Raw genomic sequence first — 14281 nt, 5'->3', positions numbered from 1 at the left:
TGGAGGCTTTTTTGTTTCTGGCGAGACTTAATCGGATCCCGGATCCCAACAAGAACTGACCAGCCCGGCTGGAAGAAGAGGAAATCATGTCCCAACTCGCAGACCTGGTGGCCCGTGCCACGGCCGCCATCGACGAGGCGTCGGATATCGCCGCTCTGGACGCTGTACGCGTCGAATTTCTGGGTAAAAAAGGGCACCTTACCCTGCAGATGACTACCCTGCGTGAACTGCCGGCTGAAGAGCGCCCGGCGGCAGGTGCGGTGATTAACGAAGCAAAACAGCAGGTACAGGATCATCTTAACGCCCGTAAAAACACGCTGGAGAGCGCGGCGCTGAATGCGCGTCTGGCAGCAGAAACCATCGATGTCTCACTGCCCGGACGCCGCAGTGAAAATGGCGGTCTGCATCCGGTAACGCGCACGATCGACCGCATCGAAAACTTTTTCGGCGAACTGGGTTTTGCAGTCGTGACCGGACCAGAAATTGAAGATGACTATCATAACTTTGATGCGCTGAATATTCCGGGCCATCACCCGGCCCGTGCCGATCATGACACCTTCTGGTTCGATGCCACGCGCCTGCTGCGTACGCAGACCTCGGGCGTGCAGATCCGCACCATGAAAACCCAGCAGCCGCCTATCCGCATTATCGCGCCAGGCCGCGTATATCGTAATGATTACGATCAGACCCATACGCCGATGTTTCACCAGATGGAAGGACTGATTGTCGACAAAGACATCAGCTTTACCAATCTCAAAGGAACGCTGCACGATTTCCTGAACAACTTCTTTGAAGAGGATCTGCAGATCCGCTTCCGGCCGAGCTACTTTCCCTTTACTGAGCCTTCAGCGGAAGTTGACGTGATGGGCAAAAATGGCAAGTGGCTGGAAGTCCTGGGCTGCGGCATGGTGCATCCTAACGTACTGCGTAACGTCGGCATCGATCCGGAAATTTACTCCGGCTTCGCCTTTGGTATGGGCATGGAACGTCTGACCATGCTGCGCTATGGCGTCACCGATCTGCGTGCTTTCTTCGAAAATGATTTACGTTTCCTCAAACAATTTAAATAAGGGCAGGTTATCCAATGAAATTCAGTGAACTCTGGTTACGCGAATGGGTAAATCCAGCCCTGGACAGCGCCGCGCTGTCTGAACAAATCACCATGGCGGGCCTTGAGGTTGATGGTGTTGATCCCGTTGCTGGCGCATTTCATGGCGTCGTTGTGGGCGAAGTGGTGGAGTGCGGCCAGCACCCGAATGCAGATAAACTGCGCGTGACCAAAATCAATACCGGTGGCGATCGCCTGCTGGATATCGTCTGTGGCGCGCCTAACTGCCGCAAAGGATTAAAAGTTGCCGTCGCTACCGTGGGCGCTGTACTGCCCGGTGATTTCAAAATCAAAGCGGCCAAACTGCGCGGCGAACCCTCTGAAGGCATGCTCTGCTCCTTCTCAGAACTGGGTATTTCCGACGATCACAACGGGATTATCGAACTGCCAGCTGACGCGCCAGTAGGGTGCGACATCCGCGACTATCTGAAGCTGGATGACAATACTATTGAGATCAGCGTGACGCCAAACCGCGCAGACTGCCTGAGCATCGCCGGCGTAGCGCGTGATGTGGCCGTGGTTAACGGGCTGCCGCTGACGGCGCCTGCTGCAGAACCGGTAGCGGCGACGATTACCGATACGTTCCCGATTCGGGTTGACGCTACCGACGCCTGTCCGCGCTACCTGGGACGCGTTGTTAAAGGCATCAACGTGAAAGCGGAGACGCCGCTCTGGATGCGTGAGAAACTGCGCCGCTGCGGCATTCGCTCAATTGACCCGGTAGTGGATGTTACTAACTATGTGTTGCTTGAGCTGGGTCAGCCGATGCACGCTTTCGATCTCGACCGTATCAGCGGCGGCATTGTGGTGCGCATGGCGCAGGATAATGAGACGCTGACGCTGCTCGATGGCACCGAGGCAAAACTGCAGAGCGATACGCTGGTTATTGCCGATCATCAGCAGGCGCTGGCGATGGGCGGTATTTTTGGCGGTGAGCACTCAGGCGTAAATGAAGCGACGCGTAACGTGCTGTTTGAGTGCGCTTACTTTGATCCGCTGGCCATTACCGGCCGCGCACGCCGTCACGGACTGCATACTGACGCTTCGCATCGCTATGAGCGTGGTGTCGATCCGGCGCTGCAGCATAAAGCGATGGAACGGGCGACCCGCCTGCTGCTGGATATCTGCGGCGGTGAAGCCGGTCCGGTTATCGATCAGACCGATGCCAGCAAACTGCCGCCGCGTGCCACCATTACGCTGCGCCGTAAGAAGCTGGATCGTCTGATTGGCCACGTTATCGCTGATGAGCAGGTGACAGATATCCTGACCCGTCTCGGCTGCGAGGTAACCCAGGGCGAGGGCGAGTGGAAAGCGGTGGCACCGAGCTGGCGTTTTGATATGGCAATCGAGGAAGACCTGGTTGAAGAGGTTGCCCGCGTCTACGGCTACAACAACATCCCTGATGTGCCGGTAAAAGCCAGTCTGATTATGACGCAGCATCGCGAAGCCAGCCTGTCGCTGAAGCGGGTGAAAACGCTGCTGGTCGACAAAGGTTATCAGGAAGCGATCACCTACAGCTTTGTTGATCCCAAAGTGCAGCAGCTGCTGCATCCGGGCGAAGAGGCGCTCATCCTGCCCAGCCCTATCTCCAGCGATATGTCAGCGATGCGTCTGTCTCTCTGGACAGGTCTGCTCAGCGCAGTGGTTTACAACCAGAATCGCCAGCAGGGTCGCGTGCGCCTGTTTGAGAGCGGTCTGCGCTTTGTGCCTGATACGCAGGCCGATCTCGGCATTCGCCAGGATCTTATGCTGGCGGGCGTTATCAGCGGACATCGCGACGAAGAACACTGGGATCTGGCGCGTCAGCCGGTTGACTTCTATGATTTGAAAGGCGATTTAGAGTCGCTGCTGGAATTAACCGGGAAATCTGAAGCGATTTCATTCCGTGCGGCTGCCCATCCGGCGCTGCATCCCGGACAAACAGCGGCTATCTGGCTGGACAATGAACAAATCGGATTTATCGGGGTGGTTCACCCGGAGCTGGAACGCAAGCTGGATCTTAACGGTCGTACCTTAGTGTTTGAACTGCTTTGGAATAAGGTTGCAGACCGCGTCCTGCCTGACGCGCGTGAGATTTCACGCTTCCCGGCTAACCGCCGTGATATTGCTGTTGTGGTGGCAGAAAATGTCCCTGCAGCAGATATCATCGCAGAGTGTAAGAAAGTTGGCGTAAATCAGGTAGTTGGCGTAAACTTGTTTGACGTGTACCGTGGTAAAGGCGTGAACGAAGGCGAAAAGAGCCTTGCGATTAGCCTGATTTTGCAGGATACCAGCCGGACACTCGAAGAAGAGGAGATTGCTGCGACCGTTGCCAGATGTGTAGCAGCATTAAAAGAGCGATTCCAGGCAACCTTGAGGGATTGAACCTATGGCGCTTACAAAAGCTGAAATGTCAGAATATCTGTTTGAAAAACTCGGGTTGAGCAAACGCGACGCCAAAGAGTTGGTAGAGCTTTTTTTTGAAGAAGTTCGCCGCGCGCTGGAAAATGGAGAACAGGTTAAGCTGTCCGGATTTGGTAACTTTGATCTGCGCGACAAAAACCAGCGTCCGGGCCGCAACCCGAAAACGGGAGAGGATATTCCTATCACCGCGCGCCGTGTGGTGACCTTCCGTCCGGGGCAAAAGCTGAAAAGTCGCGTTGAAAACGCGTCACCAAAGGATGCTGACTGATTTCAGTATGATAAAAAGGCCGCTTAGCGGCCTTTTTTATTGCTGCGCCAGCCTGAAGGCTGTGGCTTTCTTTTTGCCATAATCTCTCTACAATCGTCTCATTCTCCTGCTTAACTGCCTCGCTTATGACTCTGCTGGATCAGCTTGCCCGTCAGACCGGTCGCCGTAGCCGGCATACATTAGTGCTGCTTGCCACGCTGCTGCTGCTGCTCAGCCTGCTCAGTCTGTGCGCCGGCGAGCGCTGGCTTCTGCCTGCGCAGTGGTTTACCCCACAGGGCGAACTGTTTATCTGGCAGCTGCGTCTGCCGCGTACGCTGGCAGTCATTGCGACAGGCGCTGCGCTGGCGCTCTGCGGTACCGTTATGCAGGCGCTGTTTACTAACCCGCTGGCTGAGCCAGGGCTGCTTGGCGTCTCTAACGGCGCTGGCGTAGGGCTGGTGCTGGGTGTATTGCTTGGCAGCGGCTCCCTGTGGAGCCTGGCGCTGGCGGCGATGGCTGGAGCACTGGTGGTCACGCTGATCCTGCTGCATTTTGCCCGTCGTCAGCTGGCCAGCAGTCGCTTGCTGCTTACCGGTGTGGCGCTGGGTATTATCTCCAGCGCGGTGATGACGTGGGCCGTTTACTTCAGTACCACGCTCGATCTGCGTCAGCTGATGTACTGGATGATGGGAGGCTTTGGCGGCGTTGACTGGCGCTATGGCTGGCTGATACTGAGTCTGATGCCGGTCACTGCCGCGCTATTGTGCAGTGCACGCACGCTGAATCTGCTGGCACTGGGCGAGACCTCTGCGCGTCAGCTCGGCTTATCGCTGCCGCTGTGGCGTAACCTGCTGGTGCTGGCTATGGGCTGGCTGACAGGGGTCAGCGTGGCGCTGGCGGGAGCTATCAGCTTTGTCGGCCTGGTTGTCCCGCATCTTCTGCGGCTGAGCGGCATCAGCGACCATCGTTATTTACTGCCAGCAGCCACGCTGGCAGGTGCGGTGGTGCTGCTGGCCGCGGATATTCTCGCGCGGCTGCTGCTGACGTCTGCTGAACTGCCGATAGGTGTGGTTACCGCGACGCTGGGCGCACCGCTGTTTATTCTGCTTTTAGCAAAATCTTCACGCTAGCTGCGGCTGGCGTTATCTGACGGACACAGGAGAACACCATGACGTTGTATCAGATCCCCCTGAAAACCCTTGACGGTACGGCGACCACGCTGGACGCCTGGCGTGACCGCGTACTGCTGGTGGTGAACGTCGCCTCCCGCTGCGGACTGACACCGCAGTATGAGCAGCTTGAATCCCTTCATAAAGCGTTTCAGGAGCGGGGTTTTAGCGTGCTGGGCTTTCCCTGCAACCAGTTTCTGGAACAGGAGCCGGGCACGAATGAAGAGATTCAGACCTTTTGCAGCACCACTTATGGCGTCACGTTCCCCCTGTTTGACAAGACGGACGTCAACGGCGTGCAGCGCCATCCGCTTTACCAGGCGCTGGTGAACGCGCAGCCGGAAGCTGAGCGTCCGGAGGGCAGCGGTTTTCTTGAGCGTATGATAGCGAAAGGCCGGGCGCCGGCAGAGCCCGGCGATATCTTGTGGAACTTCGAGAAGTTTCTGATCGATAAGCAGGGCAACGTTATCGCCCGTTTTTCACCCGATATGGCTCCGGATGCGCCGCAGGTGCTTAAGCGTATTGAGCAGGCGCTGACCGCCTGACATGCTGCTGGCGTGTCAGGGGCTGAGCTGCCCCGGCCGTCTGGCACCGCTGGATCTCACTCTCGCGCGCGGTGAGTGGGTACATCTGGCAGGGGCTAACGGCGCAGGAAAAAGTACGCTGCTGGAAGCGCTAAGCGGTCTTGCCACTTCCCGCGGAGAGCTGCTGCTTAACGGCAGTGCTGTAGCTGCGCTGTCAGGACGCGCGCTGGCTCAGCAGCGTGGCTGGCTGCCTCAGCAGCAACCTGCGCCTGGCGCGATGCCGGTCTGGCACTACCTGCAGATGCACCTGCCGCGTAAAGCGGGTACTGCGCTGAATAACGTGCTGGCGCATTTGCTGTCTCAGCTGAGTCTGCATCACAAGCTGGGGAGTAACCTGACTCAGCTCTCCGGGGGAGAGTGGCAGCGGGTGCGACTGCTGGCGGTGATACTGCAAATTCATCCCGACATTAATCCTGAGGGCTGTCTGCTGCTGCTCGATGAGCCAATGAGTGCGCTGGATGTGGCACAGCAGCAGGGAGTCACCCGGCTTTTGCAGCAGCTCTGCGCCGCCGGCATTGGCGTGGTGACCAGCAGCCATGACCTGAACCATTCGCTGCGCTACGCAGATCGCGTCTGGTTACTGCATCAGGGAGCGCTGAAATATCAGGGCAGGGCGCATGAGGTGCTGACGGCCGCCCGGCTTGCGCCCCTGTATCAGACAGAGGTAACGGAAGTCGATACGCCGCAGGGGCGCCTGCTGCTGCTATCCTGACTTGCGCACTGCGCGCGTTTACGGCTACAGTGTCTGCCGGATCGGACTGACAGGGAACAGGCTATGCGGTTACTTATTCTGCTATTTGTGCTGATGGTCACAGGGTGCAGTCATCATGCGCCTCCGCCCGATTCCCGTCTCTCTGATCCTGCTGCCGTGCAGACCCGTCTCAACTATCAGCTTAGCCGCTGGCAGGGCACGCCTTACCGCTATGGAGGCCTGAGTCCGCGAGGTGTTGACTGCTCAGGGTTTGTCTTTCTGACGTTCCGCGATCGCTTTGACATCGCGCTGCCACGCTCCACACGCGCCCAGACCAAAATCGGCAATCGTATCGATCCGCGTGATTTAGTACCCGGCGATCTGCTTTTTTTCAAAACCGGCAGTGGCGAAAACGGGCTGCATGTCGGGATTTATGCCAGCAACAATACCTTTATACACGCCTCAACCAGTAAAGGCGTGATTCGCTCTTCACTCAATAATGTTTACTGGCAGCGGGTGTTCTGGCAGGCGCGCAGAATATGACAAGTTGCATTCTGAATGGATGAAATAGCGTGGTGAAAAGAGAGCATAATTCGCGCCATTATTTCTTTTTTTGATGAAATAAAACTCTCATTAAAATTGGTACTTTACCCCCGGGCAAATTAATACTAAAAATAGAGCTAAAGATTTTATCATTGTGGATATTAACCCGGCATATTTGGCTTAAGTATAATTAAATGATTAATAGCTTGCATTAGGCGCTAAAACACCTTCTCTTCTGCCGTTTGGCCCTATTGCCTGACTCTTTTCATTGATATACGATGCGTCCATTGCCACTGCCTCTGGCTGTAAAAAATGAAAGTCCATATTTCGGCCGACTATCAGTCGGAAACCTGGTTTTATCCGGCTTATACGCTGGAAGGCCAGCTCACCGCGGTTGAGCTGGTCACACAGTTTGTTCATGACAGTGCGCCAATTACGTTGCCTCAGGATTTACTGCTGCCGCAGCTCGATGCAAATCAGCAGCTAAGGCTGCTGCAGGCTCAGCTTTTAATACTGGAAAAACACCGTACTTTCTTTGAGCGTAATCAGGTTAATGCGCTAATGAGAATTGACGAATCGCTGGCCGAAATGCTGTTAGAAAGTGAAATTCTGTTAAGGAAATTTAAACAGCTGCCATTTATCGTAATGGACATCAGCGAAACGTTTCCGCAATTATCTGCCGGTAAGGCACATCCGATTTTATCCCGGCTTAAACATCAATTCCGTTTATCGCTTTCACAATTCGGTGCCGGTAAAGCGCCGGCAACGGCGGTCTATGATGCACTTTTTAGTGTCCTGAAACTGGATAAACTATTTATCCAGAATCTGGCGAAGCGTGCCTCTTTTATCCCTTTTATGCAGGCGGTTATCGATAATTTCAGCAGCTATACACAGCAGATAATTATTTCGGGTATCGATGATGCGCGCCTGTTGAGTAAAGTCAGCCATCTGACCGGTGTGCACATTCAGGGTAATGTGTTCCCGGTGGTTAAAGCGGAACGGTTAGACGATCTCATCATTCCTTTTCTGACGCAAACCACCCCCTCGCAGCAGTAATTCAGGCGCTGTTTTTCATAGACGCGCCGTGCCAGACTATCCTTTATTCTCGACACGCTATCCTGGTGCTGCATTATTAAGCACCTCTGGAGTATATATGCAATTTATCAATAGCTGGCAGCAGGAGCTGACCGGGTGTTATACATCGCTGCAGCCCACGCCGCTGGCGGGAGGACGTCTCCTTTATCATAACGCGCCGCTGGCGGCGGAAATGGCGCTGGATGCTGAGCTGTTTGCCGGTGACGGCCACGGCGTCTGGAGCGGTCAGGCGCTGCTGCCTGGCATGGATCCGCTCGCTCAGGTCTACAGCGGCCACCAGTTTGGCGTCTGGGCCGGGCAGCTGGGTGACGGACGCGGCCTGCTGCTGGGTGAGCAGCTGCTTGCGGATGGACGTAAGCTGGACTGGCATCTGAAAGGCGCAGGCTTAACGCCCTATTCCCGGATGGGGGATGGACGGGCAGTGATCCGCTCAAGCGTGCGGGAGTTTCTCGCTTCAGAAGCGTTACACCATCTGGGTATCCCCGGGACGCGCGCCCTGGCGCTGGCCATAGGTGACGAGCCGGTGCTGCGTGAAACGCAGGAGCGCGGCGCGATGCTGATGCGTATCGCGGAAAGTCATCTGCGTTTTGGTCACTTTGAACATTTTTACTACGCGGGAGAGACGGATAAGGTACGCCAGCTGGCAGACTATGCGATCCGTCATCACTGGCCGCATCTGCAGGCGGAGCCGGATCGCTATCTGCTGTGGTTCACGGATGTGACAGAACGCACCGCCCGCCTGATCGCGCAGTGGCAGAGCGCAGGCTTTGCGCACGGGGTGATGAACACGGATAACATGTCAATTCTGGGTCTGACGCTGGATTACGGTCCCTATGGCTTTCTTGATGATTACGATCCTGCTTTTATCTGTAATCACAGCGACTATCAGGGCCGCTATGCGTTTAATAATCAGCCGACGATTGGGCTATGGAACCTCAACCGGCTGGCACACGCGCTGTCAGGATTACTCTCTGCGGAACAGCTGAAGCAGGCGCTGAGCCACTATGAACCTGAACTGATGCGGGTCTGGGGAGAGCGCATGCGGGCGAAACTTGGCCTGCTGACGCCGCAGGCAGAGGATAATGCGATTCTGAGCGAGCTGCTGGCGCTGATGAGCAATGAGCACAGCGATTACACCTTTACATTTCGCCAGCTCAGCTATACCGGACAGCAGGAAACGCGCTCGCCGCTGCGCGATGAGTTTATCGATCGCGACGCGTTTGACAGCTGGTATAGCGGCTATCAGAAGCGGCTGCTGCAGGATGAAGCCAGCGACAGCGAGCGGCAGGCGGTTATGCAGGCGGCCAACCCGGCAATCGTGTTGCGCAACTATCTGGCCCAGCAGGTTATCGAAGAGGTGGAGCGGGGCGAAACGGCCGCGCTCGAAGAGCTGCATCTGGCGCTGCAGCACCCCTTTGATGAAGCGGCCAGCAGCGCAGCGTTGCGCCAGCGGCCGCCGGAGTGGAGTAAAACGCTGGAGGTCAGCTGCTCCAGCTGATATCAGAAACGGCTGTCGACTGCGGCAGCCAGTTCCGCCAGTACCGCCGCGCTATCTTCCCAGCCAAGGCAGGGATCGGTGATTGACTGGCCGTAAACCAGCGGCTGCCCGGCCACCACTTTCTGGTTACCCTCCTGCAGAAAACTTTCAATCATGACGCCCGCTACCGCGCGGGAACCGGCGCGGATTTGCGCGGCGATATCACGCGCTACATCACGCTGCCGACGATGCTGCTTAAGGCAGTTGCCGTGACTGAAATCGATCACCATCTGTTCAGGCAGGCTGTATTCATGCAGGCTGGCCGCGGCGGCCGCAACGTCTTCCGCGTGATAGTTTGGCTGACGCCCGCCGCGCAGGATCACATGGCCGTGCGGATTGCCGCTGGTCTGATAAATGGTCATCTGACCTGCTTTATCAGGCGACAGGAACATATGGCTGGCGCGGGCAGCACGAATGGCGTCAACGGCAATCTGCACGTTACCGTCGGTGCCATTTTTGAACCCCACCGGGCAGGAGAGCGCAGAGGCCATTTCGCGGTGGATCTGGCTTTCCGTGGTGCGGGCACCAATGGCACCCCAGCTGATAAGATCGGCAATAAACTGGCCGATAACCATATCCAGAAATTCAGTCGCCGTTGGCAGACCCAGCGCATTAATATCCAGCAACAGCTTACGCGCGATAGCGATACCGCGGTTTACGTCAAAGCTGCCGTCAAGGTCGGGATCGGAAATCAGTCCTTTCCAGCCCACTACGGTACGCGGTTTCTCAAAGTAGGCGCGCATCACAATTTCCAGCCGATCCTGATACCGCTCGCGCAGCTGCTGCAGGCGTGCGGCATAATCCAGCGCAGCGCGCGGGTCATGCAGCGAGCAGGGGCCGATAATCACCAGCAGGCGTGGATCTTCGCCGGTCAGAATACGCGCAATACGCTGGCGGGCTGCCGTAACGCTGGCCGCGATATCAGAAGACAGCGGGTGCTGGCTGGCCAGCGCGGCAGGCGTGATCAGGTTACCAATTCGCGCCGTGCGCAGTTCATCAGTTTTGTTCATAGTGGCTCTCAAACAGGTTCTTCGCAGCGGTGATATACCGGGAAGTGATGAGGTTCACAATAAACCAATATGTCCTGAATTCAACCAGCAAAATCACAGAGATAGTAAAAACGCGGCCCGCTCAGGGTGCGCTTCAGTACATACTCCGCTGCAGACCCATAATGTCGAGGATTTTAGTGGCAATCTCCTCCACCGAATAGTTGGTACTGTTGAGATAGCGGATCTGATGCGTGCGGAACAGCGCCTCGACTTCACCGACTTCCAGCCGGCACTGGCGCAACGAGGCGTAGCGGGTATTTTCCGCGCGCTCCTGACGAATTGCCGCCAGGCGTTCCGGGTCAATGGTCAGCCCGAACAGCTTATGCTGATGTGCCCGCAGCGCAGGAGGAAGTTTGAGGTTATCCATATCGTCAGCAATAAAAGGGTAATTGGCTGCGCGAATACCAAACTGCATGGCAAGGTAGAGGCTGGTCGGGGTTTTACCACAGCGTGAAACGCCGAGCAGGATCACCTGGGCATCTTCAAGTCCGCGCAGTGAAATCCCATCGTCATGCGCCAGGGTGTAGTCAATTGCGGCGATACGCGCATCATATTTACCCAGGTTGCTCGCGGTCAGCCCGTGTGTACGGTGTGCCACCGGCATGGAAGAGACGCCCAGCTCACTCTGCAGGGGAGCCACCAGCGCCTGCACAATATCCTGACAAAACCCCTCACTCTCCAGAATAATATCGCGAACTTCGGGCGTCACGATGGAAAAAAACACCAGCGGCCGCACGCCGCTGCGCTGCCAGAGCGCGTTGATCTGCGCTTTGACCGCCTGGGCCCGCTGCACATTTTCTACAAACGGCAGGGTAACGCTGTGCGTATCAACCGGGAACTGAGAGAGCACCGCATGGCCCAGTACTTCTGCTGTGATGGCGGTGCCGTCTGAAATATAAAACACGCTGCGTTCAGTGCTCATTGAAAAGTGCTCTCTGAATGAATAGTGAATTAATGGATTTCATTTCAAATTAAACCGAAATGAAATATCCATATGTCGCTGTGCTCAGGCTGAAATAGTGTCATACCTGACGTTAATAGCATCATAAAGAAAAAGCGATCAATAAACGTCAGCATCTGCCACAGTTTCATAAATGACGCGCAGGCTCCGCATAATGTCGTTTGCGCAACAGCAATCTGCTGATAATGCTATAAAAATGGAAAATTCATTATTGCAGCAGGCTGTTAGCAATAATATCGCCGTTTGCGCAACGTCAACCCTGGCAGGTAATAGTCTGATTTTATCTCTCTTTTTTTGCTTTAACGATTCAACACTTAGTCTTTATAAACCGATTGTGCCAGGCTGCTGTGGCGAATAGCAAAATGTTCCATGTGCCCTAATCATTTAAAAGGATCATCTCAATGTCCAATCAAGACCAACAATCGCTAGTGCTCTGGTATAACCAGCTTGGCATGCATGATGTTGATCGGGTGGGGGGCAAGAATGCCTCTCTGGGAGAAATGATTACCAATTTGTCGTCGCTGGGCGTATCTGTGCCCAATGGCTTTGCCACGACATCTGACGCGTTCAATCAGTTTCTCGACCAAAGCGGACTGAACCAGCGCATTTATGCACTACTGGATATAACGGATATTGATGACGTGGCGGCGCTGGCCCAGGCGGGCAAGCAGATCCGTCAGTGGGTGGTGGACACGCCATTCCAGCCGGCGCTGGAAACGGCTATTCGTGCTGCTTATGAGCAGCTTTCTGCTGATGATGCCGACGCCTCTTTTGCCGTTCGCTCATCCGCTACCGCCGAGGATATGCCAGACGCCTCATTCGCCGGCCAGCAGGAAACCTTTCTTAATGTACAGGGGTTTGATGCCGTGCTGGTGGCGGTTAAGCACGTGTATGCATCGCTGTTTAACGATCGGGCTATCTCATATCGGGTGCATCAGGGCTACGATCATCGCGGCGTAGCGCTCTCGGCCGGGGTGCAGCGCATGGTTCGCTCCGATCTCGCAGCCTCCGGCGTAATGTTTACCATTGATACTGAGTCAGGTTTTGATCAGGTCGTCTTTATTACCTCAGCCTGGGGGCTGGGCGAGATGGTGGTACAGGGCGCAGTCAATCCTGATGAGTTTTATGTGCATAAACCCACGCTGGCGGCAAACCGCCCGGCGATTGTCAGACGCACGATGGGGTCTAAAAAAATCCGCATGGTCTATGCCGACTCCCAAACGCATGGCGAGCAGGTGCGTATTGAGGATGTGGAGCAGGCAACACGCGATCGCTTCAGCCTGACCGACGACGAAGTGCAGGCGCTGGCACGCCAGGCGGTGCTGATTGAGCAGCACTATAAGCGTCCGATGGACATCGAGTGGGCGAAGGACGGGCATACCGGCAAACTCTATATCGTACAGGCGCGCCCCGAAACCGTCCGCTCAAACGGTCAGGTGATGGAGCGCTACAGTTTGCAGGGCACAGGTCAGGTGCTGGTTGAAGGACGCGCAATCGGCCACCGTATCGGCGCGGGTGAAGTCAAGGTGATCCACGATATCAGCGAAATGCACCGCATTGAGAAGGGCGACGTGCTGGTTACCGATATGACGGACCCGGACTGGGAACCCATCATGAAAAAGGCCTCTGCCATCGTGACCAACCGCGGCGGACGCACCTGTCATGCGGCGATCATTGCGCGTGAGCTGGGGATCCCGGCGGTTGTGGGATGTGGTGATGCCACCGATCACCTGCGTGACGGCCATAAAGTCACGGTTTCCTGCGCCGAAGGCGATACCGGTTACGTCTACAATGATCTGCTTGATTTTGAGGTCGCCAGTTCTCAGGTCGACACCATGCCTGACCTGCCGCTTAAGATCATGATGAATGTCGGTAATCCCGATCGCGCCTTTGACTTCGCCTGTCTGCCCAACGAGGGCGTCGGTCTGGCACGGCTGGAGTTTATTATCAACCGTATGATTGGCGTGCATCCTAAAGCGCTGCTGGAGTTTGATCAGCAGACGCCAGAATTACAGCAGCAGATCCGCCAGATGATGAAGGGCTTTGACGACCCGGTTGAGTTCTATATCGCACGTCTGACCGAGGGAATTGCCACTCTGGGCGCCGCCTTTGCGCCGAAGCGCGTTATTGTGCGTCTCTCTGACTTCAAGTCGAATGAGTATGCCAACCTGGTCGGCGGAGAGCGCTACGAGCCGGAAGAGGAGAATCCGATGCTTGGCTTCCGTGGCGCAGGGCGCTATGTTGCCGACAGCTTCCGCGACTGCTTTGCGCTGGAGTGCGAAGCCGTGAAGCGGGTGCGCAATGAGATGGGACTGAGCAACGTCGAAATCATGGTGCCTTTTGTGCGTACCGTTGATCAGGCTGAGGCGGTCGTGGCTGAGCTGGCAAAGCACGGGCTCAAGCGCGGTGAAGCGGGTCTGAAAGTGATTATGATGTGTGAAATTCCGTCAAATGCGCTGCTGGCAGAGCAGTTCCTGCAGCACTTCGATGGCTTCTCAATTGGTTCCAACGATATGACCCAGCTGGCTCTGGGGCTGGATCGCGACTCTGGCGTAGTCTCTGCTCTGTTTGATGAGCGCAATGAAGCGGTGAAAGCGCTGCTCTCAATGGCGATTCAGGCAGCAAAAAAACAGGGCAAATATGTCGGTATCTGCGGACAGGGACCCTCCGATCATCAGGATTTTGCGGCTTGGCTGATGGAGCAGGGCATCGACAGCCTGTCGCTGAATCCGGATACGGTGGTGGAAACCTGGCTGAGCCTCGCTGAGATTGCATCCGCACAGCGCGTTTAACCTCTGAACATGACGCGTATGGCCATGCTGTACGCGTCATGATTAATGCGTGCTTAAGCTGCAGGATGAGCGGCCGTTTTAGCACAATAACACGGGGTTTCA

General features: G+C 55.9%; 13 protein-coding genes and 1 other annotated feature (1 of these 14 cut by a window edge). Of the genes, 11 read left to right on the top strand and 2 right to left on the bottom strand.

Annotation, left to right across the window (positions count from 1 at the left end):
• Nucleotides 1-16 (top strand) — a sequence feature (Phe leader region); it begins 110 nt to the left of the window's first position.
• A 70-nt stretch (nucleotides 17-86) separates the two neighbouring features.
• From pheS to SB719_RS07945, 9 genes are all read left to right on the top strand, one after another.
• On the top strand, nucleotides 87-1070 hold the full coding sequence (gene pheS / locus SB719_RS07985; RefSeq protein WP_065649489.1) for a phenylalanine--tRNA ligase subunit alpha: 984 nt from the start codon (nucleotides 87-89) through the stop codon (nucleotides 1068-1070).
• A gap of 14 nt (nucleotides 1071-1084) precedes the next feature.
• On the top strand, nucleotides 1085-3472 hold the full coding sequence (pheT, locus tag SB719_RS07980) for a phenylalanine--tRNA ligase subunit beta (RefSeq protein ID WP_292971758.1): 2388 nt from the start codon (nucleotides 1085-1087) through the stop codon (nucleotides 3470-3472).
• Nucleotides 3473-3476: 4 nt separating this feature from the next.
• The gene (ihfA, locus tag SB719_RS07975) at nucleotides 3477-3779 is read left to right on the top strand and encodes an integration host factor subunit alpha (protein WP_021506246.1); all 303 of its coding nucleotides are present in this window, start codon (nucleotides 3477-3479) and stop codon (nucleotides 3777-3779) included.
• A gap of 125 nt (nucleotides 3780-3904) precedes the next feature.
• Nucleotides 3905-4888: a vitamin B12 ABC transporter permease BtuC gene (gene btuC / locus SB719_RS07970; RefSeq protein ID WP_412159119.1), complete on the top strand. Its 984-nt coding sequence runs from the start codon at nucleotides 3905-3907 to the stop codon at nucleotides 4886-4888.
• A 38-nt stretch (nucleotides 4889-4926) separates the two neighbouring features.
• Complete coding sequence (locus SB719_RS07965; RefSeq protein WP_292971710.1) at nucleotides 4927-5472, top strand: glutathione peroxidase; 546 nt, start codon at nucleotides 4927-4929, stop codon at nucleotides 5470-5472.
• A gap of 1 nt (nucleotide 5473) precedes the next feature.
• On the top strand, nucleotides 5474-6223 hold the full coding sequence (btuD, locus tag SB719_RS07960) for a vitamin B12 ABC transporter ATP-binding protein BtuD (RefSeq protein ID WP_293005749.1): 750 nt from the start codon (nucleotides 5474-5476) through the stop codon (nucleotides 6221-6223).
• 63 nt (nucleotides 6224-6286) lie between these two features.
• Entirely contained in the window at nucleotides 6287-6745 is a 459-nt protein-coding gene (locus SB719_RS07955) for an NlpC/P60 family protein (RefSeq protein ID WP_304232747.1), read from the top strand.
• 312 nt (nucleotides 6746-7057) lie between these two features.
• On the top strand, nucleotides 7058-7801 hold the full coding sequence (locus SB719_RS07950; protein ID WP_412159118.1) for an EAL domain-containing protein: 744 nt from the start codon (nucleotides 7058-7060) through the stop codon (nucleotides 7799-7801).
• Between the two features lie 97 nt (nucleotides 7802-7898).
• Nucleotides 7899-9338: a protein adenylyltransferase SelO gene (locus tag SB719_RS07945; RefSeq protein WP_304232750.1), complete on the top strand. Its 1440-nt coding sequence runs from the start codon at nucleotides 7899-7901 to the stop codon at nucleotides 9336-9338.
• A 2-nt stretch (nucleotides 9339-9340) separates the two neighbouring features.
• On the opposite strand, the gene SB719_RS07940 is transcribed toward SB719_RS07945, so the two are convergent.
• Both SB719_RS07940 and SB719_RS07935 read right to left on the bottom strand, forming a co-directional pair.
• Complete coding sequence (locus SB719_RS07940; protein WP_065649481.1) at nucleotides 9341-10387, bottom strand: 3-deoxy-7-phosphoheptulonate synthase; 1047 nt, start codon at nucleotides 10385-10387, stop codon at nucleotides 9341-9343.
• Nucleotides 10388-10520: 133 nt separating this feature from the next.
• Nucleotides 10521-11348 (bottom strand): pyruvate, water dikinase regulatory protein, encoded by an 828-nt coding sequence (locus tag SB719_RS07935; RefSeq protein WP_292971701.1) that lies wholly within the window; start codon nucleotides 11346-11348, stop codon nucleotides 10521-10523.
• A 193-nt stretch (nucleotides 11349-11541) separates the two neighbouring features.
• On the opposite strand from SB719_RS07935, the gene SB719_RS07930 reads away from it, so the two are divergent.
• Nucleotides 11542-11745 (top strand): hypothetical protein, encoded by a 204-nt coding sequence (locus SB719_RS07930; RefSeq protein WP_139074198.1) that lies wholly within the window; start codon nucleotides 11542-11544, stop codon nucleotides 11743-11745.
• A gap of 43 nt (nucleotides 11746-11788) precedes the next feature.
• Complete coding sequence (gene ppsA, locus SB719_RS07925; RefSeq protein WP_065649479.1) at nucleotides 11789-14179, top strand: phosphoenolpyruvate synthase; 2391 nt, start codon at nucleotides 11789-11791, stop codon at nucleotides 14177-14179.
• Nucleotides 14180-14281 lie beyond the last annotated feature (102 nt).

Origin of the sequence: Pantoea sp. SIMBA_079 (assembly GCF_046940275.1) — a bacterium.
GTDB lineage: Bacteria > Pseudomonadota > Gammaproteobacteria > Enterobacterales > Enterobacteriaceae > Pantoea > Pantoea borealis.
The sequence above is the reverse complement of the archived record's forward strand: the minus strand, read 5'-3'. Positions and strand labels throughout refer to the sequence as shown.